Annotated in this window: 24 protein-coding genes and 3 riboswitches; of the genes, 12 read left to right on the forward strand and 12 right to left on the reverse strand. The window is 69.1% G+C overall.

Translation table 11 applies throughout. From position 1 onward, the window contains the following. Nucleotides 1–185 precede the first annotated feature (185 nt). A complete protein-coding gene (locus A5767_RS06135) occupies nucleotides 186–1,025 on the reverse strand; it encodes an Rv0361 family membrane protein (RefSeq protein ID WP_231913136.1) in 840 nt (279 codons plus the stop codon). Between the two features lie 289 nt (nucleotides 1,026–1,314). Between A5767_RS06135 and A5767_RS06140 the strand changes: the two genes are divergently transcribed. The 3 genes from A5767_RS06140 to A5767_RS06150 all read left to right on the forward strand — a co-directional run bounded on the left by A5767_RS06140 (nucleotide 1,315) and on the right by A5767_RS06150 (nucleotide 3,920). Beyond that, entirely contained in the window at nucleotides 1,315–1,731 is a 417-nt protein-coding gene (locus tag A5767_RS06140) for a DUF3151 domain-containing protein (RefSeq protein WP_006552986.1), read from the forward strand. 10 nt (nucleotides 1,732–1,741) lie between these two features. Then, nucleotides 1,742–2,905: an FUSC family protein gene (locus tag A5767_RS06145; protein ID WP_197483212.1), complete on the forward strand. Its 1,164-nt coding sequence runs from the start codon at nucleotides 1,742–1,744 to the stop codon at nucleotides 2,903–2,905. 85 nt (nucleotides 2,906–2,990) lie between these two features. Then, complete coding sequence (locus tag A5767_RS06150) at nucleotides 2,991–3,920, forward strand: cation diffusion facilitator family transporter (RefSeq protein ID WP_006552984.1); 930 nt, start codon at nucleotides 2,991–2,993, stop codon at nucleotides 3,918–3,920. 1 nt (nucleotide 3,921) lies between these two features. Here A5767_RS06150 and A5767_RS06155 read toward each other — a convergent pair whose 3' ends face one another. Next, nucleotides 3,922–4,470 (reverse strand): histidine phosphatase family protein, encoded by a 549-nt coding sequence (locus tag A5767_RS06155; protein WP_006552983.1) that lies wholly within the window; start codon nucleotides 4,468–4,470, stop codon nucleotides 3,922–3,924. A gap of 29 nt (nucleotides 4,471–4,499) precedes the next feature. Continuing rightward, nucleotides 4,500–4,642, forward strand: a riboswitch (cobalamin riboswitch). 32 nt (nucleotides 4,643–4,674) lie between these two features. On the opposite strand from A5767_RS06155, the gene A5767_RS06160 reads away from it, so the two are divergent. The 4 genes from A5767_RS06160 to A5767_RS06175 are packed head-to-tail and all read left to right on the forward strand — an operon-like array spanning nucleotide 4,675 to nucleotide 7,964. Continuing rightward, on the forward strand, nucleotides 4,675–4,869 hold the full coding sequence (locus A5767_RS06160) for a CbtB domain-containing protein (protein ID WP_006552982.1): 195 nt from the start codon (nucleotides 4,675–4,677) through the stop codon (nucleotides 4,867–4,869). A 14-nt stretch (nucleotides 4,870–4,883) separates the two neighbouring features. Continuing rightward, nucleotides 4,884–5,654, forward strand: coding sequence for a CbtA family protein (locus A5767_RS06165; protein WP_019291054.1), 771 nt, complete (start codon nucleotides 4,884–4,886; stop codon nucleotides 5,652–5,654). A 4-nt stretch (nucleotides 5,655–5,658) separates the two neighbouring features. Continuing rightward, nucleotides 5,659–7,137, forward strand: a complete 1,479-nt coding sequence (locus A5767_RS06170; RefSeq protein ID WP_064851919.1) for a cobyric acid synthase — start codon at nucleotides 5,659–5,661, stop codon at nucleotides 7,135–7,137. Beyond that, nucleotides 7,134–7,964 carry a cobalt-precorrin-6A reductase gene (locus A5767_RS06175; RefSeq protein WP_019291055.1) on the forward strand — a complete coding sequence of 277 codons (831 nt, stop codon included), beginning with the start codon at nucleotides 7,134–7,136 and terminating at the stop codon, nucleotides 7,962–7,964. Before A5767_RS06170 ends, A5767_RS06175 begins: the two co-directional genes overlap by 4 nt. Here A5767_RS06175 and A5767_RS22510 read toward each other — a convergent pair. Both A5767_RS22510 and A5767_RS06185 read right to left on the reverse strand, forming a co-directional pair. Beyond that, nucleotides 7,867–8,415 (reverse strand): hypothetical protein, encoded by a 549-nt coding sequence (locus A5767_RS22510; protein WP_024101881.1) that lies wholly within the window; start codon nucleotides 8,413–8,415, stop codon nucleotides 7,867–7,869. The genes A5767_RS06175 and A5767_RS22510 overlap by 98 nt on opposite strands. A 121-nt stretch (nucleotides 8,416–8,536) precedes the next feature. Continuing rightward, nucleotides 8,537–9,058, reverse strand: coding sequence for an Rv2732c family membrane protein (locus A5767_RS06185; protein WP_064851920.1), 522 nt, complete (start codon nucleotides 9,056–9,058; stop codon nucleotides 8,537–8,539). A gap of 102 nt (nucleotides 9,059–9,160) precedes the next feature. On the opposite strand from A5767_RS06185, the gene A5767_RS06190 reads away from it, so the two are divergent. Further along, entirely contained in the window at nucleotides 9,161–9,862 is a 702-nt protein-coding gene (locus A5767_RS06190; protein WP_019291058.1) for a haloacid dehalogenase type II, read from the forward strand. 185 nt (nucleotides 9,863–10,047) lie between these two features. Here A5767_RS06190 and A5767_RS06195 read toward each other — a convergent pair whose 3' ends face one another. From A5767_RS06195 to A5767_RS06210, 4 genes are read right to left on the reverse strand one after another with little or no spacing between them, the layout of a single operon-like run. After that, nucleotides 10,048–10,965, reverse strand: coding sequence for a cobalamin biosynthesis protein (locus A5767_RS06195; RefSeq protein WP_019291059.1), 918 nt, complete (start codon nucleotides 10,963–10,965; stop codon nucleotides 10,048–10,050). Next, complete coding sequence (locus A5767_RS06200) at nucleotides 10,962–13,337, reverse strand: cobyrinate a,c-diamide synthase (protein ID WP_064851935.1); 2,376 nt, start codon at nucleotides 13,335–13,337, stop codon at nucleotides 10,962–10,964. The genes A5767_RS06195 and A5767_RS06200 overlap by 4 nt, the downstream gene beginning before the upstream one ends. Then, complete coding sequence (gene cobO / locus A5767_RS06205) at nucleotides 13,334–13,948, reverse strand: cob(I)yrinic acid a,c-diamide adenosyltransferase (protein WP_024101878.1); 615 nt, start codon at nucleotides 13,946–13,948, stop codon at nucleotides 13,334–13,336. The genes A5767_RS06200 and cobO overlap by 4 nt, the downstream gene beginning before the upstream one ends. After that, nucleotides 13,948–15,828, reverse strand: coding sequence for a VWA domain-containing protein (locus A5767_RS06210; protein ID WP_231913137.1), 1,881 nt, complete (start codon nucleotides 15,826–15,828; stop codon nucleotides 13,948–13,950). Before A5767_RS06210 ends, cobO begins: the two co-directional genes overlap by 1 nt. 35 nt (nucleotides 15,829–15,863) lie before the next feature. Beyond that, nucleotides 15,864–16,059, reverse strand: a riboswitch (cobalamin riboswitch). A gap of 41 nt (nucleotides 16,060–16,100) precedes the next feature. Here A5767_RS06210 and A5767_RS06215 point away from each other — a divergent pair. Together A5767_RS06215 and A5767_RS06220 are read left to right on the forward strand one after the other, a co-directional pair. Further along, nucleotides 16,101–17,321, forward strand: a complete 1,221-nt coding sequence (locus tag A5767_RS06215) for a bifunctional cobalt-precorrin-7 (C(5))-methyltransferase/cobalt-precorrin-6B (C(15))-methyltransferase (protein WP_064851922.1) — start codon at nucleotides 16,101–16,103, stop codon at nucleotides 17,319–17,321. Continuing rightward, nucleotides 17,318–18,079, forward strand: a complete 762-nt coding sequence (locus A5767_RS06220; RefSeq protein ID WP_006552970.1) for a cobalt-precorrin-4/precorrin-4 C(11)-methyltransferase — start codon at nucleotides 17,318–17,320, stop codon at nucleotides 18,077–18,079. Before A5767_RS06215 ends, A5767_RS06220 begins: the two co-directional genes overlap by 4 nt. Before the next feature lie 102 nt (nucleotides 18,080–18,181). Here the strand turns inward: A5767_RS06220 and A5767_RS06225 are convergent, their stop codons facing one another. Genes A5767_RS06225 through A5767_RS06235 form a run of 3 tightly spaced genes read right to left on the reverse strand, consistent with a single transcriptional unit; the run spans nucleotide 18,182 to nucleotide 21,470 of the window. Beyond that, nucleotides 18,182–19,738 (reverse strand): precorrin-2 C(20)-methyltransferase, encoded by a 1,557-nt coding sequence (locus A5767_RS06225; protein ID WP_064851923.1) that lies wholly within the window; start codon nucleotides 19,736–19,738, stop codon nucleotides 18,182–18,184. Next, nucleotides 19,735–20,385 carry a precorrin-8X methylmutase gene (locus A5767_RS06230; protein ID WP_064851924.1) on the reverse strand — a complete coding sequence of 217 codons (651 nt, stop codon included), beginning with the start codon at nucleotides 20,383–20,385 and terminating at the stop codon, nucleotides 19,735–19,737. The genes A5767_RS06225 and A5767_RS06230 overlap by 4 nt, the downstream gene beginning before the upstream one ends. Next, complete coding sequence (locus tag A5767_RS06235) at nucleotides 20,382–21,470, reverse strand: cobalamin biosynthesis protein CobG (RefSeq protein ID WP_082937618.1); 1,089 nt, start codon at nucleotides 21,468–21,470, stop codon at nucleotides 20,382–20,384. The genes A5767_RS06230 and A5767_RS06235 overlap by 4 nt, the downstream gene beginning before the upstream one ends. A 19-nt stretch (nucleotides 21,471–21,489) precedes the next feature. After that, nucleotides 21,490–21,682: riboswitch (cobalamin riboswitch) on the forward strand. Between the two features lie 53 nt (nucleotides 21,683–21,735). Here A5767_RS06235 and cobN point away from each other — a divergent pair. Both cobN and cobF read left to right on the forward strand, forming a co-directional pair. Next, entirely contained in the window at nucleotides 21,736–25,347 is a 3,612-nt protein-coding gene (gene cobN, locus A5767_RS06240; RefSeq protein ID WP_064851925.1) for a cobaltochelatase subunit CobN, read from the forward strand. After that, nucleotides 25,344–26,090: a precorrin-6A synthase (deacetylating) gene (gene cobF / locus A5767_RS06245; RefSeq protein ID WP_064851926.1), complete on the forward strand. Its 747-nt coding sequence runs from the start codon at nucleotides 25,344–25,346 to the stop codon at nucleotides 26,088–26,090. The genes cobN and cobF overlap by 4 nt, the downstream gene beginning before the upstream one ends. Here the strand turns inward: cobF and A5767_RS06250 are convergent. Beyond that, nucleotides 26,073–26,864, reverse strand: a complete 792-nt coding sequence (locus A5767_RS06250) for a class I SAM-dependent methyltransferase (protein ID WP_064851927.1) — start codon at nucleotides 26,862–26,864, stop codon at nucleotides 26,073–26,075. The genes cobF and A5767_RS06250 overlap by 18 nt on opposite strands. Nucleotides 26,865–26,886 lie beyond the last annotated feature (22 nt).

A 26,886-nucleotide genomic window follows, 5' to 3' on the forward strand; every position in this document is an offset into this window, starting at 1 on the left:
ACGAGGCCCTCAACCCCCCGCCCGGGGGGGGCCGGGGGGCGGGCCCCAAACCCCCCCCCCCCTCCACCCCCGCGCCGCGGCGTTGGGCGGCGCCCCCCTTCGTCGTCCCTACGGTGTGCAGAAATCCTCGCGACACGCCGAGGGCGAACGACGACTTCTGCACACTCGTGGTCGCTGTCGTCCCGTTATTCGCTGCAGACCTTCCACTGCTCACCGTCGAGCGTGAGGTCGAAGGTGCGGTCGGTGACATCGTCGGGATCGTTCACCGTGTGCGCGGTGACCTGCGCGATGGCGGTGCCCTCGGTGATCTGGATGCGATCGACGCTCGTCACCACCGGGATCTCGCCCTGTTCGACGGCGAGCCGGTGGATGTCGCGGAAGTTCTCCGGATCGACCGTCTCGTAGAAGTCGGAGAGCGCTCCGCAGGTCGACTCCCGCAGAGTCCCCAGGTCGCCCGATTCGAGTGCTCCGACGAAGGTGTCGATGCTCGCGCGGATCCGGCTCTCGGGGGAGTTGTCGGCGCGGTCCTTCAGGAACACGATCACCCCGGCCGCGACGATCGCCACGACCACCAGCACGGCCGCTGCTCCGACAGCGATCAGCCGACGACCGCGGCTCTTGTCGCGGGCCGGCGGGATGCGCGTGGGCGTGGGCTGGACGGCGACGCGGACGGGCTCGGGCTGAACCGTCGGTTCCTCACGGCGCGGAGCGATGCGCTGCGGCGGCGCCTTCGGCACGTGGCTGCGGACCGGGATCTGCACCGTGGGCGCATCGGCGGAGGTGACATCGGGCGCGGGCTCGGATTCGGGGGTCGGGCGGGACTCGACGGTCTCGGGTTCGACGACGGGAAGCGCCACGGTCTCGTCCGTGGTGACGCTCTCGTCTGCAGCCTGTTCCGGCTCATCGCTGCTCGCGTCCTCACCCGAGGACGCCGCATCGGTGGTCGGCTCCTCAGGTTTCTCGGAGACCTGCTCCGCCGGCTCGTCGGCCTTCTCGGTTCCCGCGCCCACTGCATCCTCGGGCACTGCACCCTGGGACGCTGCATCCTGGGACGCTGCATCCTGGGGCACTGCATCCTGGGGCACTGCATCCTCGGATACCGCTTCTTCTGCGGCTGCTTCGTCGGTCGCCGCCGGCTCGACAGGGGGTTCGTTTTCCGCACTCTCGTCCGGTGTCTCGACAGAAGGGGTCGTCGAAGTCTGCTCGGGTGACTCTTCGTTCTTCGGGTCCGACAACGTGCTGCACCTCGCTCGACGGCCTGCGGTTACCCGGGGACTCTATCGAGCCTTCGCCACGGAAGGGCACAATGACCCCATGACGTCTTTCGGTGATCTTCTCGGACCGCAGCCCACCCTTCTCCCCGGCGACGACGACGCGGAGTCGGCCCTGCTGAACAACGAGGACCCGGCGAAGGTCGCAGCCGACCATCCCACCGCCTCGATCGCCTGGGCGTACCTCGCCGAGGCCGCACTCGACAGTGGCGAGACGATCCAGGCATACGCCTACGCACGCACCGGATATCACCGCGGTCTCGACCAGCTGCGCCGCAACGGCTGGAAGGGTTTCGGTCCCGTGCCCTACAGCCACGAACCCAACCGCGGTTTCCTGCGTTGCGTCGCCGTCCTGGCCCGGGCAGCCCGAACCATCGGTGAGTCGGACGAGCACGCCCGCTGCCTGGACCTGCTCGAGGACTGCGACCCGCGGGCAGCGGAAGAACTCGGCGTCGAATAGACGCCCGTACATGTCTGTGTTGAACAGACTGTCCGCGGCGACCCGGCGTCGACCCACCCGTCAGGGAGCTCGTAAACGCCTGACCGACTCGTTCGATCGGCTGCGCACATCGGCGCTGCCGATCGTGCAGTGCGCGCTGGCGGCGGGCCTGGCGTGGTGGGTCGCGAAGGATCTGGTCGGGCACCAACAGCCCTTCTTCGCCCCCATCGCGGCAGTCGTCTCCCTCGGGCTCGGTCTCGGCGCCCGATTGCGGCGTTCCGTCGAACTCGTCTGCGGTGTGACCGTCGGGATCGGCGTGGGCGACCTGCTCGTCTCGCTGATCGGCAGCGGACCGTGGCAGATCGCGCTCGTCGTGACCATCGCGATGAGTACGGCGGTCGCGTTGAACAGCGGCCCGATCTTCGCGATGCAGGCCGGGAACTCCGCGGTGCTCGTGGCGACGCTGCTGCCACCCGGTGGCACCGGTGGGCCCGATCGGATGGTCGACGCCCTGGTCGGGGGTCTCACGGGCATCGCGGTCGTCGCGATGATCCCCACCCATCCGGTGCGGCGTGCCCGGCGCAACGCCGCCGAGATCCTCGCCACGGCGAGCGAGGTCCTGAGGAAGGTCGAGACCGGGCTCGTCGAGAACAACCCGAAACCGATCGAGGACGCCCTCAAGCAGGCGCGGGCCACCCAGCCCGCGATCGACTCGATGCGCACCCACCTCAAGGGCGGTCGGGAGATCAGCCGGATCTCGCCGCTGTACTGGAACAGCCGCAAGCGTCTCGCGGTCCTGACGGCTGCCGCCGACCCGATCGATCACGCGATGCGCAACATTCGCGTGCTCGCGCGCCGGTCGCTGACCCTCGTCCGCGACGACGAGATCCTTGATCCGCGGCTCGTGCAGCTGTTCGCCGAGGTGGCCGATGCGGTGGACGTGCTCCGCGAGATGGTTCTCGCGGAGCCGGGGGAGCAGCCCGACCAGGCCGAGGCTGCACGTGTGCTGCGCAGCATCGCCAAGAAGATGGATCCCGAACTCATCGCCGGGGCAGGAGTGTCGGCGACGGTGGTGTTCGCGCAGATGAGGTCGCTGATCGTCGACCTGCTGCAGACCGCCGGACTCAAGCGGATCACCGCGATCGCGACCCTTCCATCCACCGTCGAACATCCGGCCTACGACCCGGACGAGTAAGCCCTCCGAGCCCGCCGGGCACGTAGCCGTTGAAACATATGCGCATTCGTGCATACGATGGCCCGAGGTTCGGAGAGGGAGTTCGATGGGTTCGGGTCACGGGCACTCACACGGCGTCGGCCACGGTCACGGTCAGGGCGCCGGTCCCACGCGCGCCGTCATCCGGCGCATGGCTTTCGCGCTGGGCATCCTCGGAGCGTTCTTCGTACTGGAGGCGTTCGTCGGTCTCCTGATCGGTTCTCTCGCCCTGCTCGCCGACGCGGGCCACATGCTCACCGACGTCGTCGGGGTGTCCATGGGCATGGTCGCCCTCATCCTCGCCCGACGCGGGAGCAGCGCGGCCTCGCGCACCTTCGGCTGGCATCGCGCCGAAGTCCTCACCGCGATGGTCAACGCGGTGCTGCTGCTCGGCGTCGCCGGCTGGGTGTTCTACGAGGCGATCGACCGCATCGGCGACGCCCCCGAACTTCCCGGCCTGCCCATGATCGTCACCGCCCTCGCGGGACTGGCCGCCAACATCGTCGTGATGCTCATGCTGCGGGCCGACGCGAAGGACAGCATCGCGGTGCGCGGCGCCTACATGGAGGTGCTCGCCGACGCCGTCGGATCCGTCGGCGTCCTCATCGCGGGCGCACTCGTCATGATCTTCGGCTGGAGCCTGGCCGACGTCGTCGTCGGTGTGCTCATCTCCCTGTGGGTCGTGCCGCGCGCCCTGCGACTGGCCGCCGAGTCGCTGCGCATCCTCACTCAGACCTCGCCGGCGCATCTCGACGTCGACCTGCTGCGCACCGACCTGCTCGCGCTGCCCGGCGTGTGCGGCGTGCACGACCTGCACGTGTGGACGCTGACCACCGGCATGGACGTCGCGACCGTGCATCTCGTCAGCGACCACGACCCGCAGTGGATCCTCGACTCGGCGCGCACCGCGCTGTCGTCGCACGGGCTCGAGCACGCCACCGTCCAGGTGGAGTCGACAGTCGACGGCAAGCAGTGCGAGAAGGACGTCACCTGGTAGCTCACCGCGCGAATCGGTTCGGCCGCAAAGTCCACCGACCCGGCCCGCCGTAGAGCCGGACGACGTCCAGCGGTCCCACGTCGACCCTCCGGAACGACGCCGCCGGAGCGTCGAGAGCGCACACCGTCGCCGCTCGCACGACCGCCGGGTGTGTCACCACCCCGACCCGTTCGTAGCCGTCGTCCTGTGCCGCCAGCCAGGTGCCGACCCGGCGGATGAGGTCCTCGACGGACTCGCCGCCGTGCGGTGCGGCCGCCGGCTCGGTCAGCCACATCGCCAGCTCGCCCTCGGGCACATCGCCCATCGCCGACCCGCACCACCTGCCGTAGTCGAGCTCGCGCAGCGCGGAGTCGATCTCGGCGGGGACACCGAAGGCGTGGACCGTGTCGACCGCGCGTCGCTCGGGTGCACATACCCACCGGTCGACGACCGGCACCGCGAGGCGTCCGAGTTCGCGGCGGCCCCGATCGGAGATCGGTTCGTCGCACGGAAATCGGGCCTGTTCCGTCGCGCGCGTGGAAGCGTGTGCGACGACGAACAATCGGGTCACGGCAGGTACGTCCTCTCCGCTTGACATCGCACAACGCCCGGTGCGAAGGTGCGTCGGTAAAGATGTGCCGAGGTGTAGGCAATCCGGTGGAAAGCCGGAGCGGTCGCGCCACTGTAACCGGAGATGTCGAAATCTCCGGAAGCCAGAAAACTCCCGCGGCACATGACGGAATCGAATGGGGCGCGAAATCCCAGGAGGATTGTCATGGCTGTTGTCCATACCCCCGACGAGTCGCTCGGCTCCGCCGCACTCGCAGTCGCTCTCGCCGCAGTGATCGTCGCGGCTTTTCTCGTTCTCTACCTGGTCGGATTCGATCAGGGCGCGATCTCGCGCACCGGCATGTTCATGCACGAACTGATGCACGACGGCCGGCACCTCCTCGGTCTTCCGTGCCATTGAGAACGGGGACCACGATGCCCGGAACCTACCTCCACCTGCTGCTGCGGGGCCTGCTCGCCGGACTCGTCGCGGGTCTGCTCGCCGGCGGTGTCGCCTTCGTCGTCGGCGAACCCCACATCGAATCCGCGATCGCGCTCGAAGAAGCTGCCGGCGAAGCGCATTCGCATGATCACGACCACGCTGCGACCACCGGGGAATCCCACGGTCACAGTCACGGCGAGGATGCGCTCGTCGACCGTACCGGGCAGAAGGCCGGACTGTTCCTCGCGACGACTCTCGCCGGTCTCGCGTTCGGCGCCCTCTACGCGTCGGTGCTGCACTTCGCGCGTCGCCTCACCGACATGCCGGGCTGGAAGCTCGGATTGTTCGGGGCGGCCGGAGCGTGGCTCGCCGTCGAGGCCGTCCCGTTCGTGAAGTATCCGGCGAATCCGCCGGCCGTCGGTGATCCCGACACGATCGATCAACGCACCCTGCTGTGGCTCGCCTCGGTCGTTCTCGGACTCGTCGCGATCGCCGTGGCCGTCGCGGTGGCGAAGGCGCTGGCCGCCCAGGATCTGCACACCGTCCGCATCGCAGGCCCGGCGGTTGCCTTCCTCGTCGTGGTGGGTCTCGGATATCTCGCCTTGCCGAAAATCGACGAGGTGGGGGAGGGCTTCCCCGCGACGCTGCTGTGGGAGTTCCGGGTCGCGTCGTTCACCGTGCAGCTCACCCTGTGGGCGGTGCTCGGTGTGGTCTTCGCGTACCTCACCGAACGCGCGTCCCGTCGCGTGACGATCCCGGCCTGACGGCATGGGTTCGGGTCTGCTCGTCGCCGGAACGACCTCGGATGCAGGAAAATCCGTGGTCGTCACCGGGATCTGCCGATCCTTGGCGCGGCGCGGCGTGAAGGTCGCGCCGTTCAAGGCGCAGAACATGTCGAACAACTCGATGGTGACGAGCGAGGGCGCGGAGATCGGGCGCGCCCAGTGGATCCAGGCAGTGGCTGCCCGTGCGATCCCCGAGGCCGCGATGAACCCGGTGCTGCTCAAGCCCGGCGACGACCGGCGCAGCCACGTCGTGGTTCTCGGGCGGCCGGCCGGAGCGCTGGAGGCGGGTGAGTTCGCCGGTGGACGAAAGCATCTCGCCGACGCGGCATTCGGTGCCTTCGACGACCTCCGGCGTAGATTCGACGTGGTGGTGTGCGAAGGTGCCGGGAGCGCGGCCGAGATCAATCTGCGCGACCACGACTATGTGAACATGGGTCTGGCGCAACATGGTTCGATGCCGACCGTCGTGGTCGGCGACATCGACCGCGGTGGTGTGTTCGCCTCGATGTACGGGACGCTGGCCCTGCTCGACGCCGCGGATCAGCAGTTGATCCGCGGCTTCGTGATCAACAAGTTCCGCGGCGACGTCTCGCTCCTGAAGCCCGGACTCGACTCGCTCGAACGGCTCACCGGCCGCCCGGTGCTCGGCGTGCTGCCATGGCAACGCGACCTGTGGCTCGACTCGGAGGATTCACTCGCCCTCACCTCCCGTCCCGCACACGATGGTGACGGCGCACTGAGCATCGCCGTCGTGATGCTGCCGCGGGTCAGCAACTTCACCGATGTCGACGCGTTGTGCCTCGAACCGGACGTGCGGGTCCGCTTCGTCGACGACCCGCGAGCGCTCGCCGGCGCCGACGTCGTGATCGTGCCCGGAACACGCGCGACCCTCGCGGATCTCGCGTGGCTGCGCTCGCGAGGACTCGACACCGCGATCGTCGACCACGTCCGCCGAGGTGGACCGGTCCTCGGTATCTGCGGCGGCTTCCAGATGCTCGGCACGCGCATCGACGACCCGCACGGCGTCGAGGGTGTTCCCGGCGCAAGCGCGGCGGGTCTCGGGTTGCTCCCGGCCCGAACCGAGTTCGGACACGAGAAGGTCCTCCGATTGCCGAGGGGGTCAGCGTTGGATGCGGCTGCCTCCGGATACGAGATCCATCACGGACGCGTCACCGTCGACGGTGGCACCGAATTCCTCGGTGGCACCCGGGAGGGTTCGGTGTTCGGCACCATGTGGCACGGCGCCCTCGAAGGGGACGCGTTGCGCTGGGCGTGGTTACGCGAGGTCGCTGCGGTGGTGGGCCGCGAGATCCGCACCGGGGAAGTGAGTTTCCCGGCCGCACGCGAGGTCCGCATCGAGGCGCTCGCGGACCTCGTCGACGAACATCTCGACATGGACGCTCTGCTCACCATGCTCTCCGACGAGCGAACCCTGCCCGTGCTGAGGGGAACCCTGCGGTGACGGTCCTCATCCTCGGTGGGACGGGGGAAGCCCGTTCCCTCGCCGCGGCATTGGACGACGCGGACATCGCGTTCGAATCCTCCCTGGCAGGCCGGGTCCGCAATCCACGCCTGCCCGTCGGTCCGGTGCGCATCGGAGGGTTCGGCGGAGCGGACGGTCTCGTCCGGTACCTGACCGAGCGCGGTATCCGAGCCGTCGTCGACGCCACCCATCCGTTCGCCGCGGGCATCAGCGCGAACGCCGCCGCGGCATGCGCCGCCGCGAACGTGCCACTGGTGCGCCTGCAACGACCGGGCTGGCACGACGCGCACGGCCGGTGGACGTGGGTCGACGACCACGACGGCGCCGCGCACGTCGCCGCGACCGGCCGGAGGATCTTCCTCAGCACCGGACGGCAGACACTCGACCGCTTCGTCGGACCGCTCGCCACGCACGACGTGCTCGTCCGCGTCGTCGATCCACTGACGACCGAACTGCCACCGAGCTGGTCGGTGCTGCTCGGACGCGGCCCCTACACGGCGAGTGACGAACGGAAGCTGCTGCTCGACAACGGGATCGATACCCTCGTCACGAAGGATTCGGGTGGTTCGCTCACCCGCGGCAAACTCGACGCCGCCGATGAACTGGGCGTGCGCGTGATCGTCATACGCCGCCCGCCCACACCCCGCGGTGTCGCCGCGGTGGAGACCGTGACGGTAGCGCGGGAATGGGTCCTCCGGGTGGCGGAGGTCAGACCTGCGGACCTTCGGAACGCAGATCGTCGACCTTCTTCATCGCTTCGCGCAGTTCCCGGAGCCACTGCTCCGAGTGCTGCCCCACGAGCCTGACGGTCCACTTCAGTGCGTCCGAACGGGACCGCGCGACACCGGCGTCGACGAGGGTGTCGAGCACCTTCCGTTCGGGTTGGCGCAGTCGCGTCATGACCGGGACGGCGAGGTGGGTGAACAGGTCGGTCCGGTCGCCGACCGTCACGCCCCAGGCCACCTTGCGGCCGTAGCGGGCCTCGGCCTCGTCGGCGATGCGCATCCGGTCGGCGCGCGTGGTCTCGCGGAATCGAGCGATGCGTCCGTCGATCTCGGTGTCGCTCGTGCCGTCGGGTACCCCGAGGGGGCCGACGACGAAGATCTCTTCTCTGTCGATCTCGATGTCGGGCGGTCCGGTGAACCAGTCGTCGGGGAGCCTGCCGGCGAACCACTCGGCGGCATCGCTCGCGTCGGGGACGTCTGCCTGTTGCCAGCCGCCCGGTCGTCCGAATCCGTGGATGTGTGAATGTCGCATGATGTCCTCCTCGGGACGCGACCCGGTGCGTGTCGCACCGATCAACCTGTGCGCGTTGCACTGATTACAGTGTTGCACCGCAAGCGTGTCGTGCGCCACTGTCGAGCGGCGAACGGTGCGGTCAGCGACCGTTCCGGGGAGTCAGAACTCCGGAGGTGACCGGAGGGGCGCTGCGCAGGGGAGCGGTGGAGAGCACGACGGGTAACCACACCGCAGTGGATGCCATCACCGCGCCCCAGCACAGATACAGGCCGACGTGCGGTGCGTGAGAGGTGTGGGCGACCATCCCGGCCTGTGACCAGACGGCGAACAGTCCCACCATCGACGCCGCCCCCGAACCGAGCATCGCGAGCGTTGCGGCACCCCACCGGCGGCGGAGCAATGCGACGAGCGGTACGAGGATGCCGAACACCACCACGAAGACGTCGAAGACACGGAGGGGAAGGGTTGCGGCCTCGGAGTCCCAGCGCAGAAGGGTCGTCAGGGACGTCACCGAAGTGGCCTGGGGAAGCAGCAGACCCATGACCAGCAGCGCGACGCACCCGGCCAGGATCCGGACCCGCGAGCGGCCGACGACCACCTCACCGGCGACGCTGTGTTCGATGCGATCGAGATCGTGACGGAATTCCGCCAGGTCGTCCATGGTGCACCCCCGGAGCGCGGCGACGCTTCGGTCCCAGTATGCGACGCGGGTCACATCGGCGTGCGGGTTCGGGAAAGCAGTTTCGGGCAGGCGCGATCGGGCATGCTCCAAGGCGTGAGCCGATACGACGCGTACATCTTCGACGTGCAGGGCACGCTGATGGACTTCTACACCCCGGTCACCCGGGCGGTGGCCCATGCGCTCGGACCCGATGCCGATCCGGCGACCGTGGGCGACCTGGTGCGGGCCTGGAGGAGCGACTACTATGAACGCATCCTCCGTCTCGACCAGTCGGTGGAGAAGTGGTATCGCGTGCAGGACTCCTACGTCGACGGACTCGGCGACGTGTGCGAGCAGTTCGGGATCGACCTTCCCAAGGACGTGCGCGTCGAGACGGCGCGGGCCTGGCAACGCCTCGAGGCATGGCCGGACGTGCGGCCCGGGCTGAACGAACTCCGTTCGCAGGCAGTGGTGGCGACACTGTCCAATACGGACATGGCCACGATGATCGCGCTCTTCCGCGACCAGCAGCTCGAGGCCGATGCCATCCTCACGGCCGAACTGTTCGGCGCCTTCAAACCCGAACGTTTCCTGTACGAGCGCACCTGCCGGTATCTGGGCGTCGATCCCTTCCGGGCCGCGATGGTCGCGTCGCATCCCTACGATCTGCGGGCCGCCCGCGAAGTCGGACTGAACACCGTCTTCGTGTACCGGCCGCTCGAGAACGGCCGCGTCGAGGACTCGGTCGACGACACCGAGGGGGAGTTCGACCATCGCATCGAGGACCTGCGGGACATTCCGTGACAGGTTGTCGGCCGTGGACGCCGACGTGTTGTCGGAGTTGACGCGACCGACTCGGCGTGGCGCAGTGCGCCATGTTCGTCGCGTCCAGCAACCGGAGTTACGTTTCGGGCAGAACGAACACGGATTCACCCCGGAATTTCACCCTCGGCCGGAATTCCCGTCGCGGCTGGGAAATATCGGGGAGGCTATCGATGGACGAGGGCGACCGCGATGGCGGTCGCCACGGCTCCGAGTCCGACCTTGGAGGCGAGTCGCGCGGTACGGCCGATATCTTCCGGGGCCGGCGCGGGTCCGTCGCCGAGCGTGCCGCGATCCTCGACCACACCGTGATAGACGTTCGAGCCGCCGAGCCGGATCCCGAGAGCACCGGCGAACGCCGCTTCGACCGGACCGGCATTCGGACTCGGATGCTGACGGGCGTCCCGGCGCCACGCCCGGACCGCGCCCCGGCCGTCGTCACCGAGTGCGACAGCCAGCAGGGCGGTGAGGCGAGCGGGGACGAGATTGAGCAGGTCGTCGAACCGGGCCGAGGCCCAGCCGAACCGTTCGAGCCGCGGTGTGCGGTGACCGACGCGCGCGTCCAGGGTGTTCGCGGCGCGGTACCCGAGCAGGCCGGCCGGACCGAGGACCGCACCCCACCACAGCGGGGCGACGACGGCGTCGGAGGTGTTCTCGGCGACCGACTCGATCGTGGCGCGCGCGATCCCGTTCTCGTCGAGCCGAGACGGGTCGCGGCCCACCAGGTGGGTCACCTGTTGCCGCGCCGCGGCGAGATCGCCGTCGCGGAGTTGGGCGTCGATCGTCCGGGCCTCGAATCCGAGGGAGCGGCCGCCGAGCACGGTCCAGGTGGTCAGCGCCGTGACCGCCACCGCCGGCACCGGACGACCGCGGGTCGCGTGGTCGGCGACGTATCCCAGCGCTCCGGCAGAGCCGACCAGCAGCGAGGTGAACACCACCCCGGCAACGCGGTGGTCGGCATACAGCCGGCCCTCGGCGGCGCGCGCCAACTTCCCGAAGCCGCTCACGGGATGCCACCGCTGCGGGTCGCCGACGAGTTGGTCGGCGGCGTAGCCGAGCGCCAGTCCGAGTGCCCTGTGCTTCACAGGATCGTTCTCCACGCCTCGACGAGCGTTGCCGTGGTCGCCGCGTCGCGCACCGCGATCCGTACCCAGTCGTCACCGAGGCCGGGGAAGGTGTCGCCGCGACGCAGCGCGAAGCCCTTCTCCCGCAATCTCTCCCGCGTTCCCTCTGGCGTTTCCGCCAGCACGAACGGGGCCGTCGCGGGGGAGACCACGTGGATTCCGAGTCCGGTGAGGGCGTCGACGAGAACCTTCCTGTCGCCGGCGATCTCCTGTGCGATCACCTCGGTCTCGCGTACTGCGTCACCGGATGCGCACGCGATCATCGCGGCCCCTGCGGGAGTGGACACCGACCAGGGTGGTTGCTGCGCGGCGAAATCCGCGAGCACTGCGGCGTCGCCGACCACGTATCCGGCGCGCAGACCCGGGATCGCCCACGTCTTGGTGAGCGACCGCAGCACCACGAGTCCCGGAACGAGCTGTCCCGTCAACGATTCGGTTTCGCCGGGAACGGCGTCCATGAACGCCTCGTCGACCACGACCACCCGTCCCGGTCGGGTCAGTGCCAGGAGCGTGTCGGCCGGGTGCAGGACCGAGGTGGGGTTCGTCGGATTGCCGACGATGACCAGGTCGGCATCCTCCGGGACCGCACCCGGATCGAGGACGAACCCGTCATCGCAGCGCAACACGACCCGCGTGACACGATGTCCGGCGGCCAACAGTGCGGCCTCCGGTTCGGTGAACTGCGGGTGCACCACCACCGGCTTCCGCCACGCCCGTGCCCGAGCGATCAATGTGAACGCCTCGGCACCTCCGGCGGTCGGGAGGACCTCGTCGACGCTGCGGCCGTGACGATCGGCGAGAGCGGCGCGTGCATCGCTCGGGTCGGGATACCGGGCGAGATCGTCCAGCGATGCACGCAGGGCGTCGTCGAGCCATGCCGGTCGCGGTCGGCGCGAGACGTTGACGGCGAGGTCGACCAGCCCCTCGGTCGCGTCGCGGTCGCCGTGATGGTGCAGGTCGGGTTCGGGTGTTCGACGACGCGCAGGTGCCGAGGTGGGTTCGGGGGCGGGTTCCGCCGACCGTGCGGCGTCTGCGAACCGTCGTGCGAGATCGGGATGTCCGGCCCAGTGCGTGTGCAGGTACGACGCATGCACCGTTGCGGTGGCGATGCCGTCCGGCCGGCCGTCGAGCAGCCACGCGGCAGACGAGCCGGAATCGATCACGGTGCGGTGGAATTCGTGGCCGGTGACGCGGGTGCCGGCGGAGGCGAGCAGGGTGTCCTGCGGCGCGATCGCGGTGCGGTAGCCGAGGGTCAGGCGCGGGGTCATCCGTGCCACCGTGTCGAGGGCTCCCACCATCTCGTGCCCGTCGACCTCACGCCCCAGATAGAGCAGACCGGCGCACTCGGCTACGGTCGGAACTCCGGCCGCGATCGCGGCACGCAGGTGCGTGCGCAAGGGGAGGTTCGCGGCGAGGTCGGCGGCATGTACCTCGGGGAACCCGCCGCCGAGGTAGATGCCTGCGGCGCCGGCGGGCAGTCGTTCGTCGCGCAGGGGATCGAAGGTCACCGGTCGGCATCCGTGTGCGCGCAGCAGTTCCTCGGTCTCGGTGTAGCGGAAGGTGAAGGCGCGGCCTCCGGCGACGGCGATCACCGGCCCGTCCTCGGTGGATGTGCCCGGTGACCACGGTGTCGCCGACAGAGCGGGTGCTGCCGAGGCGATACCGAGGATCTCGGTGAGATCGATGCGCTCGGCGATCCGCGCGGCGAGACGATCCACCTGCGCGGTCGCCTCGTCGCGCTCCTCGGCGGGCACCAGGCCGAGATGGCGCGAGGGGACGGTGACGCCGTCGTCGCGACCGAGCACACCGAGCACCGGGATACCGGTCGGTTCGAGTGCGCGGATCACCTCGTCCGAATGTCGCTGCGATCCGGCCTTGTTCAGGATCACGCCGGCGATCCGCGTGCCGCGGTCGTAGGACGCCATGCCGTGCACGATCGCCGCGATCGACCGGGAGGCGTGCGAGACGTCGACGACGAGGATCACCGGTGCGGACAGCAGGGCCGCGGTGTGGGCGGTGGACGCGTACCCCTCGGTGCCGATCATCCCGTCGTACAACCCCATGACCCCTTCGATCACGGCGATGTCCGCACCGGCGGCGCCGTGCAGGAAGAGAGGAGCGACGAGGTCCTCGCCGACGAGGTGCGGGTCGAGGTTGCGGCCCGGTCGGCCGGTGGCGAGCGAGTGGTAGCCGGGATCGATGTAGTCGGGACCGATCTTGTGCCCCGACACGATGTGGCCGGCGCGACGCAGTGCCGCCATGAGACCCGTGGCGACGGTGGTCTTCCCATGCCCGGATGCCGGTGCGGCGACGACGACGCGTGGAACCCTCACCACTCGATCCCTCGTTGGCCCTTCTGTCCCGCATCCATCGGATGTTTGACCTTCGTCATCTCCGTCACCAGGTCGGCGACCTCGACGAGTTTCGGGTGCGCACGCCGCCCCGTGATCATGACGTGCTGGTGTCCCGGCCGTGAGGTCAGCGTATCGACGACCTCGTCGATGTCGACCCAGCCCCAGGCGATCGGATAGGTGAACTCGTCCAGTACGTACAGGCCGTGCTGCTCCGCGGTGAGACGTCGCTGGATCTCACGCCACCCGGCGAGCGCATCGGCGGCATGATCCTCCTCGGTGCCTTCCTTGCGCGACCACGACCAGCCGGAACCCATCTTGTGCCACTCGATCGGCCCCCCGGTGCCGCGCTCGGCGTGCAGATCGGCGAGGGTTTCGAAGGCGGTCTGCTCGCCGAGTCGCCACTTGGCGGACTTGACGAACTGGAAGACGGCGACCGACCAGCCCTGGTTCCAGCCACGCAGTGCGAGGCCGAATGCGGCTGTGGACTTTCCTTTTCCGTCGCCGGTGTTGATCATCAACAGCGGCCGGTTGCGGCGCTGCCGGGTGGTGAGACCGTCGGCGGGGACGACGGTGGGTTGTCCCTTCGGCATCAGGCGGCCCTCTCCCGGACGATTCCGGTCAAAGCGTCGGCATCGACCTCACCGACGGGCACATACTCGGCGCCGAGGCGTTCGGCGAGACGGGCCGCGAGACCCATCCGGAATCGGCCCGTCTCGGAATCGACCACCACGGAGGAGATTCCCTGTGCAGCGATGACGTCCGCGGCGTCGAGCGAGCGCTGCACAGCGTCCGGTCCGGCGGTGGCGCGACCGTCGGTGACCACGACGAGCAGGGCGCGTCGACGCGGATCCCGCAGGGAATGACGCCGAAGGGTGGTGGCCGCTTCGATCAACCCCTCCGCCAGCGGGGTCCGCCCACCGGCGGGAAGTTCTCGCAGCCGTGCGGCAGCCACGTCCACCGAATTCGTCGGCGGGAGTGCGACGGTCGCGCCGGTGCCGCGGAAGGTCACGAGTCCGACGGTGTCGCGACGGCGGTAGGCGTCGAGCAGCAGCGACAGGACGGCGGTCTTGACCTGCACCATCCGGTTGCGTGCTGCCATCGACCCGGATGCGTCGACGCAGAGCAGGACGAGATTGGTCTCGCGGCCTTCGATGATCTTGCGGCGCACCTGCAGACCCCGATCGGTGAAGGCGGACGCGCGGATCGTGGCGGGCAGATGAACCGGGCCGGTGTCGCCGCGGCGACTGCCCACGGTACGGCCGATCGTGGTGACCGCCCGCGACCGGCGACCGGCCGCCCCGCGCCCGACCCGATCGACGGAGAACACCCTGGCGCGAAAAGGATCCGTCGCCGACGCCAGGCTGGTGGACGACCGATCACCCGAACCGGAGGACGTCTCCGCCGCCGAGCCGTCGGGTGCGCTCTCGCCACCACCGGGATCGTCGTCGGGGCCAGGATCCGGATCGTCTCCACCGAGAAGTTCGTCGAGCAGATCGTCGCTGCTGGTGGGGGCGTCGAAGGGGTTGCGGCGCCGACGGTGTGGCAGGGCGAGTCGGGCCGCTGCCGCGATGTCCTCGCGTGTCACCTCGATCCGGTCGTGCCAGGCCGCGTGTGCGATCGCCGTGCGGGCGGTGACCAGGTCGGCGCGCATGCCGTCCACGTCGAACGCCGCGCACACCTCGGCGATCGAGACCAGTGCGTCGTCGCTCAGTGCGACCTGCGGGACGAGTTCGCGGGCGGAGGCTACTCGCCGCGACCACTCTGCGTCCCGATCCGCCCATCGCGCGGTGAACCCGGCCGGGTCGGCGTCGAAGGCCATCCGCCGCCGCACGATCTCGGCGCGCATGTGCGGGTCGCGGGGCGCGGTCACGTCCACGGCGAGTCCGAAGCGGTCGAGCAACTGCGGGCGAAGCTCACCCTCCTCGGGATTCATCGTTCCGACCAGTACGAATCGGGAGGCGTGCTCGACGGAGACCCCGTCGCGTTCGACGGTCGAGCGGCCCATCGCCGCGGCGTCGAGCAGCAGGTCGACCAGGTGGTCGTGCAGGAGGTTGACCTCGTCGACGTACAGCACGCCGCGGTGGGCCAGTGCCAGAAGACCGGGTTCGTATTCGGCCGTGCGGTCGGCCAGTGCCTTGCCGAGATGCAACGCTCCGGTGACGCGATCCTCCGCCGCGCCGACGGGTAGTTCCACCAGCCGTACCGGCCGGACATGCGAGGCCGCACCGGGCGGATGGGGGCCGTCCGGGCAGGACGGATCGGGGGCGTCCGGATCGCACGAGAACCGGCACCCGTCCACGACGGTGACCGGGGGCAACAGTGCGGCGTGGGCACGCACCGTCGTCGATTTCGCGGTGCCCTTCTCTCCACGCACCAGCACACCGCCGATCGTCGGCGACACCGCACACAGGGTCAGGGCCAGCGCGAGGTCGTCGGAACCGACCACCGCACCGAACGGATACACATGCACTTCGACCTCCACAGGCTCCCGCTGGGATGTTTTTCGCGGCAAGCTGTTCGAAGGCCGGTATTCGGACTTCCCGGTCGGACGCCGTGCGATCGCCTTCCCGGACCGGACGGTCCAGTGGCTGCGCGGATGCGCGTGATCGACGACTCCCGGGTCACCGCAGCGGGCCTGTGCCGGATTCTCACCGGCTTCCCGATTATCCCCGTGAGGGGCACCTTCGATTGCCTTGCCACGGCCGAGTCTAGGCCATGGCGCGTGGGCTATGGTTCACCGCCATGGGACCGATACGACAGACGACAGGCATCACCGTTGTCGGAATCGGGGCGGACGGATGGTCCGGTGTGCCGTCCACCGTCCGGGAGCGGATTCTCGCGGCCGAGGTCCTGCTCGGCGGCCGGCGCCACCTCGACCTGGTTCCCGCCGGCACAGCGGTGCGCGAGGAGTGGCCGTCGCCGCTCCTGTCCGGGCTCGACGACCTCCTCGACCGGCACGCCGGCAAGGACGTCGTCGCGCTCGCATCCGGTGATCCGCTGGTCTCCGGGATCGGCACCACGCTGATCCGACGCCTCGGAGGCGACGCCGTGGAGGTGATCCCGGCGATCTCGTCGGTGGCACTTGCCCGTGCACGCATGGGCTGGTCCGCGGAGGAGTGCGAGACGATCACCGTCGTGGGTCGCGAGATCGATGCTCTGCGCAGAGTTCTGACGCGCGGACGCAAACTCGTCGTCCTCGTCGACGGTGCACGTGTCGCGGATGTTGCGACGCTCCTGGAGGCCGCCGGATTCGGGAACTCACGGGTCGCGGTGTTGTCGCATCTCGGTGCTGCGGACGAGTCCCGGATCGATGCGAAGGCGGCCCATCTGACCGATACGGGCGTCCGGTCTCTGAGTCTGATGTGCGTCGAGGTCGACGGCCCCGCCGGGTTGTCGGTGCTGCCCGGTCTCGACGACTCCCTGTTCGAGCACGACGGGCAGCTCAGCAAGCGGACCGTACGCCTCGCGGCGGTGTGCGCACTCGCACCGCGACCGGGCGAGTTGCTGTGGGACGTCGGTGCGGGAGCTGGGTCCGTCGGAATCGAATGGGCGCGAACCGATCCGCGCTGTCGTACTCTCGCGATCGAGAAGGACGAACGGCGCGCCGGCGCGATCGAACGCAATGCCGCCGCGTTGGGTGTGCCGTCGATCGTGCGCATCGTCCGAGGTGCTGCACCTGCCGCGCTCGTCGGACTCCCGGTGCCCGACGCGATCTTCGTCGGCGGAGGAGGAAGTCGCGAGGGTGTGCTCGACACGTGTTGGGACACATTGTCTCCCGGCGGTCGGCTCGTCGCGCACGCGGTGACGCTGGAGACCGAGGCCGTCCTGGTGCAGTGGTGGAAGACGCACGGCGGTGAACTCACCCGTCTGTCCGTCGAACACGCAGATCCCATAGGAACATTCACCGGCTGGCGTGCGCAGCGACCGGTCGTGCAATGGAGCGCAGTGAAAGGCGAACGATGACCGTCCATTTCGTAGGATCCGGACCCGGAGCGGCCGACCTGCTCACGCTGCGAGCGGTGAATCTGCTGCGCGAGGTCCCGGTCGTGCTGTACGCCGGTACCTATCTCGATGCCGACACCCTCTCGCACTGCCGTGACGACGCCGAACTGGTCGACACGCAACACCTGGACCTCGACGAGATCACCGCGCATCTCGTCGACGCGCACCGGCGCGGCCTCGACGCCGTGCGGCTGTGCTCCGGCGACCCGTCGCTGTACTCGGCGCTCACCGAGCAGACGCGACGGCTCGACGCCGCGGGCGTGCCGTGGGACGTCACACCCGGTGTGCCCGCCTACGCCGCGGCCGCGGCGGCACTCGGTACCGAGCTGACGGTCCCCGAACTCGTGCAGACGGTCGTGCTGACCCGCACGCAGGCCCGATCGACGGCGATGCCCGACAGCGAGGCTCTGGCGCGGGTCGCAGGAATCCGGGCGAGTCTCGTCCTGCACCTGGCGATCACCCGCATCCGCGTCCTTGCCGAAGAACTCACTGCCGAATACGGCGCCGATTGCCCCGTCGCGGTGGTCGCGTTCGCGTCGCGACCGAACCAGGTCGTGCTGCGCGGCACCCTCGCCGACATCGCCGACGGTGTCGAGGCGGCGGGACTGAAGCACACCGCGGTGATCGTCGTCGGACACGCTCTCGGCGTGCGTGAACGCCCGGATGTGGCCTGTTCACACCTCTACGACCCTTCCCGCGAGCGCGCCGGTCTCGGATAGCTCCATCCTCGCGCGCCGAACCGGGGTTCGCCCCGGTTGCAACAGTGGCGAACCCCGGTTCACCGCGCGAACCTGTTGACAACCCGCGGGTGAACACCGCAGTCAAACGGTTGTCGAGGATCCCGAATGGCGACCGTCGACCGACCGTTTCGTCCACACCGCACCCGAAGGCATCACGAAGGTCCCCGCAGCGCCGACGATGAGCAGGCACTTCATGTCGATGCTCGCCGGATCGAGCTTCTCGAGCGTCGTGACCTCGAGCGACTCGCCGGACCGTCCCACATCGCGCCCGATCACGACGACGGTGTCGGCCGGACGATGCTTCAGCAGTACCGTTTTCGCGTCCGCGACCTGCGTCGTCCGAGACCGCGAGGCCGGATTGTAGATGCCCAGGACGAGATCGGCCTCGGATACCGCAGCCAACCGCTTCTCGATCACGTCCCACGGCTTGAGTCGATCCGACAGGCTCATCACCGCGAAGTCGCCGCCGATCGGGGCGCCGGCACGCGCCGCGACCGCCTGCACTGCGGAGACCCCGGGCAGGACGCGGATCGGCACCGACGCGTATGTCTCGTCCTGCGCGGCCTCGAACACCGCCGACGCCATGCCGAACACCCCGGCATCACCGCCGGAGACAACGGCGACCTTCTCACCCGCCAGGGCGAGGTCGAGAGCGAATCGCGCGCGGTCCACCTCGACGGTGTTGCCGCTGGAATGACGGTGCAGGCCGGGACGTACCGGGACGCGATCGACATACGGTCCGTATCCGACGACGTGATCGACCTGTGCGAGTGCGTCGGCGGCCTCGGGGGTCAGCCACTTCTTGTCCGCCGGGCCCAACCCGACGACGAGCAGTTCGTTCGCGTCCGGATGTGTCGCCTCGACCGCGACGGACGGCCGCGATCGGTCGGCGACCGACCGATTCGTCGGAGAGCGATCACCGGCGGTGAGGATCACCGAGAAGTACGGCACCGCGTCGGCGTCGACCTCGGCGACCGGAAGGATGCGTTGCCGATCCATCGACGCGCGTTCGACATAGACGGCACCGTCGAGGCGCCCGGACTGGGCGAGAGCCTCCCGGACGGAGGGAAACGTCCTGCCCAGCTTCATGATCGCCGCACCGTCGGTGTCGGCGAGTCGCCGTGCGAGCTCCGGGGCGGGCAGTGTGCCGGGCAGGATGGTGAGGACGTCGGTGCGCCGCACCATCGGTTCGGCGGCTGCAGCAGAGGCGGCGGACACCGAGGTCACCCCTGGCACCACCTCCGTCGGATATCGCGGAGCGAGGCGGTCGTGCAGGTACATGTACGAGCCGTAGAACAGAGGGTCGCCCTCGCAGAGCACGACGACAGTGCGTCCCGCGTCGAGGTGGACGGCCAACCGGGCGGCGGACTCGTCGTAGAAATCGGCGATCGCACCGTCGTAGCCGCCCGGGTGATCGATGGTGCCCGTCGTCACCGGGTACACCAGCAGTTCCTCGATCACGCCGTCAGGGATCAGATCGGCGGCGATCGATCGGGCGATGGAGCGGCCGTGCGTACCGGAGTAGTACGCGAGGACGTCCGCTTCGGCGATCAGCCGCGCAGCCTTGCGTGTGATGAGTTCGGGATCGCCGGGGCCGAGACCCACACCGTAGAACCTGCCTGACACCATCTCGCTCATTCCTTCTCCTGCGCAAGTGCATTGATCGCGGACGACGCCATCGCCGACCCGCCGCGGCGTCCCCGGACCACCAGATGGGGGATCTGCAGCCGATGGTCGAGCAGCGCTTCCTTCGACTCCGCGGCGCCGATGAAGCCGACGGGAACACCGACGATCGCCGCCGGTCGCGGGGCGCCGTCGTCGAGCATCTCGAGCAGGTGGAACAGGGCGGTCGGGGCATTGCCGATCGCAACGACAGCCCCCTCGAGGCGGTCGGCCCACAGTGACACCGCCGCCGCGGAGCGGGTCGTGCCCCAACGTTCGGCGAGTTCGGGGACACGCGGGTCGGCGAGCAGACACATCACGTCGTTGCCGGCGGGCAGGCGCGTACGGGTGACCCCGGAGGCCACCATGTTCGCATCCGTGAGGATCGGAGCACCTGAGTTCAGTGCAGTGCGCGCGGCCGGAACAAGATCGGGATGGATGACGAGGTCCCGTGCCAGATCGGTCTGTCCGCTTGCATGGATCATCCGGACCGCGACCTTCTCCGCACTCGCAGGAATCGCGGACAGATCCGATTCGCTGCGGATCGTCGCGAACGAGCGGACGTAGATGTCGGCGCCGTCGGTGACGTAGTCGTACCGACGCGGGGGAGGTCGAAGGGTCACGGGGTGCTCCTGGCAAGAACGATGCGGTGAGGCGAGTGCGGTGCGCCGCAGACGCGTTCGCATCCGGCGACGTGAATTCGGGAATCGGTGGTATTTCCGGCGACGATCCGGCGAGCCAGCGCTCGGGTGTCACCTTCGGCGAGGCTACACCCGGGCGCTCCCGTGCACGCCGTCACCCGCTGCCACGCCGAATCCGGGGCCGTCTCGAAGCCGGTCTCGCGAAGCGCGACGAGATCCGACCCGGACGGGAGTATCAGGCCGCGCCAGGGCGTGACGACCACACCTCGATCGGGCAGCGCAGCAACCATGGCGGGGGTGAGGATTCCCAGGGGGACCAGCACCGACACCGCATCGCCGAGTACGCCGTACGGCATCGTGAAGGCCGGTGGCCGCGGAGCGGGATCGGTGCCACCGAGTTCCGCTCCCGCACGCGGGAGTTGACGCACGTGCCACACCGACTCGCGAATCTCGACGAACCGGCGGGCCTGGCGCAGGAGCATCTCGGGAACCTGGGTGAGCCGCACCGTCGGCCCGTCGAGTCCACCCACGACGATCCGCGCGGTCCCGCCATCGAGCGCGACCGCGGTGAGATCGCACCGCAGCGTCACCACGTCGCCGCGGCCGTCGTCGAGGCCGAACAGGAACCGGCCGGGCAGGTCGGCGAGGACCGGATCGGCGCACAGTCCGGCGTCGAGTTCGCGGACGAGGGGCCGGACGTCGGTGAGTCCTCCGGCGAGTCCCGACAGCGGCGACGCGACGATGTTCCGCACCCGTTCGTGGCTCGCCGAGGGCAGCAGCCCGGCCGCCGTGACGGCGTCGGCCAGTCCCGCGGGGACGGCACCGCAGTCGTCGAGTTCGATGCCTCTGAGCTGCAGGTTCCCTCGCGACGTCAGGTGGACGTCGCCGTCGGCGTAGGCGATCGACGTGTCCGACAGTGCTCGGAGCGCCCCGTCGGGCACCTGCCCTCCGGGCACGCGCAGCCGCACCAGTGCGCCGTCCGCCGCGACATGTGGGCGAAGGATTCCGGGGCACCGATCGGGAGGGAAAGGGGGTGGCAGAGCATCCACAGACGCACATGGTTGCACACCTTTCCGGCCGGGTGCGCTACTCTCGGCTTGCCGTGGTGCTCGGGAAGCCGGTGGGAAACCGGCGCGGCCCTCGCCACTGTGAGCGGATAGTTGCTCGCCCTCGTCCGTACCGGTCCGCCGGTGTGGAGGCCACTGGATCTCATCCGGGAAGGTCGGCGCAGCAGCGGTGACCCGTCAGCCAGGAGACCGGCCACGGCACGTGAGGTCCACGAGGGTTTTGGAGACTGAACATGGCTGTACGCCTGTGTTTTCGGGTTGCGTCGTGACGCGCCTGACTTTGTTGTCGACGTCCGACACCGACCTGCTGTCGGCTCGGTCGAGCGATGTCGAGTGGGCGCTGGGTAACCCGTCCCGCCTTGACGTGTCCACCGAACTGCCCGGTCTGCTCAGCGGATCGGACCTGGTCGTCGTGCGGATCCTGGGGTCCGCGCGCAGTTGGCGCAACGGGCTCGACGTCGTGCTCGCGGCCGGCGTCCCGGTCGTCGTTCTCGGTGGTGAACAGACCCCGGACGCCGAGCTCATGGGGCATTCGACGGTGCCGATCGGCATCGCTGCCGAGGCGCACCGCTATCTCGCGTACGGCGGTCCCGCCAACCTCGCGCAGCTCCATGCCTTCCTCACCGACACCGTGCTGCTCGGCGGTGAAGGCTTCGATCCGCCCGTCGAATTGCCCGAGTGGGGTGTGCTCGACCGGCCTGAGGGGCCGGCCGACGACCGGCTGCCACGCGTCGGTGTGCTGTTCTACCGGGCCCACCACACCAGCGGAAACGTGCAGTTCGCGCACGATCTCGCCGACGCGATCGACGCGACCGGCAGGGCCCGCGGCGTCGTGATCCACTGCGCGTCGCTGCGCGGAGCACCCACCGATCTCCTCGCCGAACTCGGTACCCTCGACGCGCTCGTCGTGACGGTGCTGGCAGCCGGTGGAACCAAACCCGCCACGGTGAGTGCCGGCGGTGAGGACGAGGCATGGGACGTCGGGGCGCTCGCCGCGCTCGACATCCCGATCCTGCAGGCCCTGTGCCTGACCTGGAGTCGCGAGGATTGGGCGGAGTCGGACGACGGTGTGTCGCCGCTGGATTCGGCCACGCAGATCGCGGTCCCCGAGTTCGACGGCCGCATCATCACGGTGCCGTTCTCGTTCAAGGAACTCGACGCCGACGGACTGCCCCGCTACGTCACCGACCCGGAACGGTGCCGTCGCGTCGCCGGTATCGCGGTGGCGCACGCACGACTGCGACACGTACCGCCGCCGCAGCGCCGGATAGCCATCATGCTGTCCGCCTACCCGACCAAACATTCCCGGGTCGGCAATGCCGTCGGTCTCGACACCCCGGTGTCGGCGATCCACATGCTGCGCGCTCTACGCGATGCCGGATACGACCTCGGCGACGGATTTCCCGGCATGGACCTCGAGGACGACACCGAGGCCGGCAACACCCTCATCCACGCCCTGATCGATGCCGGTGGACAGGACGAGGAATGGCTCACCGCCGACCAGCTGGCCGGAAACCCGGTGCGCGTGACCACGTCCGACTATCTCGCGTGGACCGGCGATCTTCCGGCCGAGCTCACCGACGCCATCGCCGAGACGTGGGGGCCGGCCCCCGGGTCGCTGTTCGTCGACGGCAGCGGTGACGACCAGGCAATCGTGCTGGCGACCCTGCAGGCCGGCAACGTGGTGCTGATGATCCAGCCGCCGCGCGGTTTCGGCGAGAACCCGGTGGCGATCTACCACGATCCCGACATGGCGCCGTCGCATCATTACCTCGCCGCGTACAAGTGGGTCGAGCACGGCTTCGGTGCCGATGCCGTGGTTCACCTGGGCAAACACGGTTCGATGGAATGGTTGCCCGGGAAGAACGCGGGCCTGTCCGCGGCGTGCGCGACCGACGCGGCCATCGGCAATCTGCCGCTGATCTATCCGTTCCTCGTCAACGATCCGGGTGAAGGTGCGCAGGCCAAGCGCCGTGCCCATGCGATCATCGTCGATCACCTGATCCCGCCGATGGCGCGCGCCGAATCGTACGGCGACATCGCTCGTTTGGAGCAACTGCTCGACGAGTACTCCAACATCGCCGCGATGGACCCGGCGAAACTGCCCGCGATCCGCGCGCAGATCTGGACGCTGATCCAGGCGGCGAAACTCGATCACGATCTCGGGCTCGACGACCGCCCGCACGACGCCGAGTTCGACGACTTCCTGCTGCACGTCGATGGATGGTTGTGCGAGGTCAAGGACGCGCAGATCCGCGACGGCCTGCACGTTCTCGGTGCCGCACCGGTCGGGGAGGCACGGGTGAATCTGGTGCTGTCGATCCTGCGTGCCGCCCAGATATGGGGTGGCAAGAGTAACGCCGTCCCTGGATTGCGCACCGCGCTGGGACTGAAGCCCGACGCCCCGCTGACCGAGGTCGACGGAATCGAGAACATCGCACGGGCGCTCGTGCAGGCCATGGAGGACGACGACTGGAACACCGGGTCGGCCGCGCGCGTTGTCGAATCCGTTCTCGGCCATACCGATTCCGAGGTCGCGCGGGTGCTCACCTTCGCTGCCGACGAAGTGGTTCCCCGGCTCGCGGGCACGACTGCCGAGCTCGACGCCGTGCTCCACGCGCTCGACGGCGGGTACGTCCCGGCCGGCCCGTCCGGTTCACCCTTGCGTGGACTGGTCAACGTGCTGCCGACCGGGCGCAACTTCTACACCGTCGACCCGAAGGCCGTCCCGAGCCGCCTCGCATACGACACCGGTGTCGCGTTGGCGGACAATCTGATCGAGCGGTATCTCGCCGATACGGGGGAGTACCCGCAGTCGGTCGGCCTGTCGGTGTGGGGGACCTCGGCGATGCGCACCGCCGGCGACGACATCGCCGAAGTGCTCGCACTCATCGGTGTGCGGCCGGAATGGGACGCCGAGTCGCGTCGGGTGCGCGAACTGACCGTGATCCCGCTCGAGGAACTCGGCCGGCCCCGCATCGACGTCACGGTCCGCATCTCCGGTTTCTTCCGTGATGCGTTCCCGCACGTCATCGGGATGCTCGACGACGCGATCCGCATGGTCGCCGCCCTCGACGAACCCGACGAGCAGAACTACGTGCGAGCCCACGCTCGGCGGGACGAAGCCGAACACGGCGACGCCGACCGTGCGGTGCGGCGCATCTTCGGATCGAAGCCCGGCTCGTACGGGGCCGGCATCCTGCAACTCATCGACTCCGGCAATTGGCGCACCGACGCCGATCTCGCCGAGGTCTACACCGCCTGGGGTGGCTTCGCCTACGGGCGTGGGCTGCACGGTGTTCCGGCCGCCGACGACATGCGTGCGAACTACCGACGGATCGCGGTGGCGGCGAAGAACACCGACACCCGCGAACACGACATCGCCGACTCCGACGACTACTTCCAGTATCACGGCGGCATGGTCGCAACGGTGCGGGCGCTGACGGGCACCGACCCGAAGGCGTACATCGGCGACTCCACCACCCCCGATGCGGTGCGCACCCGATCACTGGCGGAGGAGACCGCACGGGTCTTCCGCGCCCGGGTCGTCAACCCGCGGTGGATCGGTGCGATGCGCCGGCACGGTTACAAGGGTGCGTTCGAACTCGCCGCGACCGTCGACTACCTGTTCGGCTACGACGCCACTGCCGGTGTGGTCGAGGACTGGATGTACGAGTCGCTCGCACAGAACTACGCGCTCGACCCCGAGAACCAGCAGTTCCTCCGCGAGGCGAATCCGTGGGCGTTGCGCGGGATCGTCGAACGGCTCACCGAGGCGGCCGATCGCGGACTGTGGGCCGAACCGGATCCCGAGACGATGAACAGACTGCAGCAGGCCTATCTCGACGTCGAGGGCGATCTCGAGGATCGGGGGTGAGGGTTCGGCTCATTGGGATCGGCCCCGGGGGCCCGGACGATCTCACGGTTGCGGCAGTGCACGCGCTCGAGAGCGTCGACGTCTTCCTCGTGCCCGACAAGAAGCGGGGCGTGGACGATCTCGTGGCGGTCCGCGAGGAGGTCTTGCGCCGCCACACCTCCGGTGCGCATCGGGTGATCGTGGTGCCCGACCCGCCCCGGGACCGTAACCCGGCGCACTACGGCGACGAGGTACGCGACTGGCACGCCGCCCGCGCCGAGGCGTACGAGACCGTTCTGCTCGAACAGGTTCGGGAGGACGAGACGGTCGGCTTCCTGGTCTGGGGCGATCCGAGCCTGTACGACAGCACGATCCGCGTCGTCGAACGCATCCTCGATCGTGGGAGGGTGCGGTTCGACTACGACGTCGTTCCCGGTGTCAGCAGTGTGCAACTGCTCGCGGCCCGACATCGTCTCGTGCTCAACACCATCGGTGGGCCGATCACCGTCACGACCGGTCGCAGGCTGGTGCAGGACGTTGCAGCGGGTGCGTCGAACATCGTGGTGATGCTCGACGGCGGCCTCGCCTGCGCCGACCTCGACGGGGCCTGGAACATCTGGTGGGGTGCGAATCTGGGGACCGACGACGAAGAACTCGTCGCCGGCCCGCTCGCCGAGGTGCTCCCGGCGATCCGGGAGGCTCGTGCCCGGGCCAAGGGGGCCCGAGGCTGGGTGATGGACACCTATCTACTGCGACGAGGATGAGTTCGGGTCGCCCGGAACCGTTCCCCGCGCGTACCAGGCGCGGGCGTCGAGCGAGAACGGTCCCGACGGAAGAGCATCACGACAGGCGTCACGTACTGCAGCGCGGTGCCTTTCGGGCATCGACACCAGGTGCCGCCCGGCCGGTCCTACGCCGAACGTGAAGGGCTCCCAGAAGTCGTAGAAATCGGCGTAGTCCGCGCGTGCGGACAGGGCACCACCGATCACGTCGTCCAGACCGGCACGGCGGAACCGCTCGGCGATATCGCCCTCGGTGGTACCGGCCAACCTCGTCTCACCCGGAGACCCGGGCTCGACCGTTCCCACCGCGGCCCAGAAGATGCGGAGCATCGTCATCCCGCCGGCCGTGGTGTCCCACATGCATGCGGCGACGGTGCCGCCCGGGCGGGTCACCCGCACCATCTCGCGCACGCCCAGTTCGGGATCGTTCATGAATCCGAGGACCAGCGACGCCAGGGTGACGTCGAACGTTCCGTCCGGCCACGGCAGATTCTCGGCCACCCCGACGCGAACGTCGATCTCCGGTGCTATCTGCCGGCACGCCGCTGCGAACTGGGGAGCCGGGTCGATCGCCGCGACGTTCGCTGCGCCGACCCGGCCGACCAGTTCACGGGTCAGCCCACCCGGCCCGCAGCCCACGTCGCAGACCCGATGCCCGGCCCTCACCTCGCTCGCGTCCGCCAAGGCGGGCGCGAGCGTCGCTGCGTAACGGCCCATGAAACGGTTGTACTGTTCGGCCGGTCCGGCGAACTGCATATGCCCAACATATCGGCCCGAT

Source organism: Rhodococcus sp. 852002-51564_SCH6189132-a, assembly GCF_001665495.1.
Taxonomy (GTDB): Bacteria; Actinomycetota; Actinomycetes; order Mycobacteriales; family Mycobacteriaceae; genus Rhodococcus; species Rhodococcus pyridinivorans.

Coding starts and splice junctions, on each gene's coding strand:
- A5767_RS06140 (WP_006552986.1), top strand. CDS start 1,315: ATGACGTCTTTCGGTGATCTTCTCGGACCGCAGCCCACCCTTCTCCCC.
- A5767_RS06145 (WP_197483212.1), top strand. CDS start 1,742: ATGTCTGTGTTGAACAGACTGTCCGCGGCGACCCGGCGTCGACCCACC.
- A5767_RS06150 (WP_006552984.1), top strand. CDS start 2,991: ATGGGTTCGGGTCACGGGCACTCACACGGCGTCGGCCACGGTCACGGT.
- A5767_RS06160 (WP_006552982.1), top strand. CDS start 4,675: ATGGCTGTTGTCCATACCCCCGACGAGTCGCTCGGCTCCGCCGCACTC.
- A5767_RS06165 (WP_019291054.1), top strand. CDS start 4,884: ATGCCCGGAACCTACCTCCACCTGCTGCTGCGGGGCCTGCTCGCCGGA.
- A5767_RS06170 (WP_064851919.1), top strand. CDS start 5,659: ATGGGTTCGGGTCTGCTCGTCGCCGGAACGACCTCGGATGCAGGAAAA.
- A5767_RS22510 (WP_024101881.1), bottom strand. CDS start 8,415: ATGCGACATTCACACATCCACGGATTCGGACGACCGGGCGGCTGGCAA.
- A5767_RS06185 (WP_064851920.1), bottom strand. CDS start 9,058: ATGGACGACCTGGCGGAATTCCGTCACGATCTCGATCGCATCGAACAC.
- A5767_RS06190 (WP_019291058.1), top strand. CDS start 9,161: ATGCTCCAAGGCGTGAGCCGATACGACGCGTACATCTTCGACGTGCAG.
- cobO (WP_024101878.1), bottom strand. CDS start 13,948: ATGCCGAAGGGACAACCCACCGTCGTCCCCGCCGACGGTCTCACCACC.
- A5767_RS06215 (WP_064851922.1), top strand. CDS start 16,101: ATGGGACCGATACGACAGACGACAGGCATCACCGTTGTCGGAATCGGG.
- A5767_RS06220 (WP_006552970.1), top strand. CDS start 17,318: ATGACCGTCCATTTCGTAGGATCCGGACCCGGAGCGGCCGACCTGCTC.
- A5767_RS06225 (WP_064851923.1), bottom strand. CDS start 19,738: ATGAGCGAGATGGTGTCAGGCAGGTTCTACGGTGTGGGTCTCGGCCCC.
- A5767_RS06250 (WP_064851927.1), bottom strand. CDS start 26,864: ATGCAGTTCGCCGGACCGGCCGAACAGTACAACCGTTTCATGGGCCGT.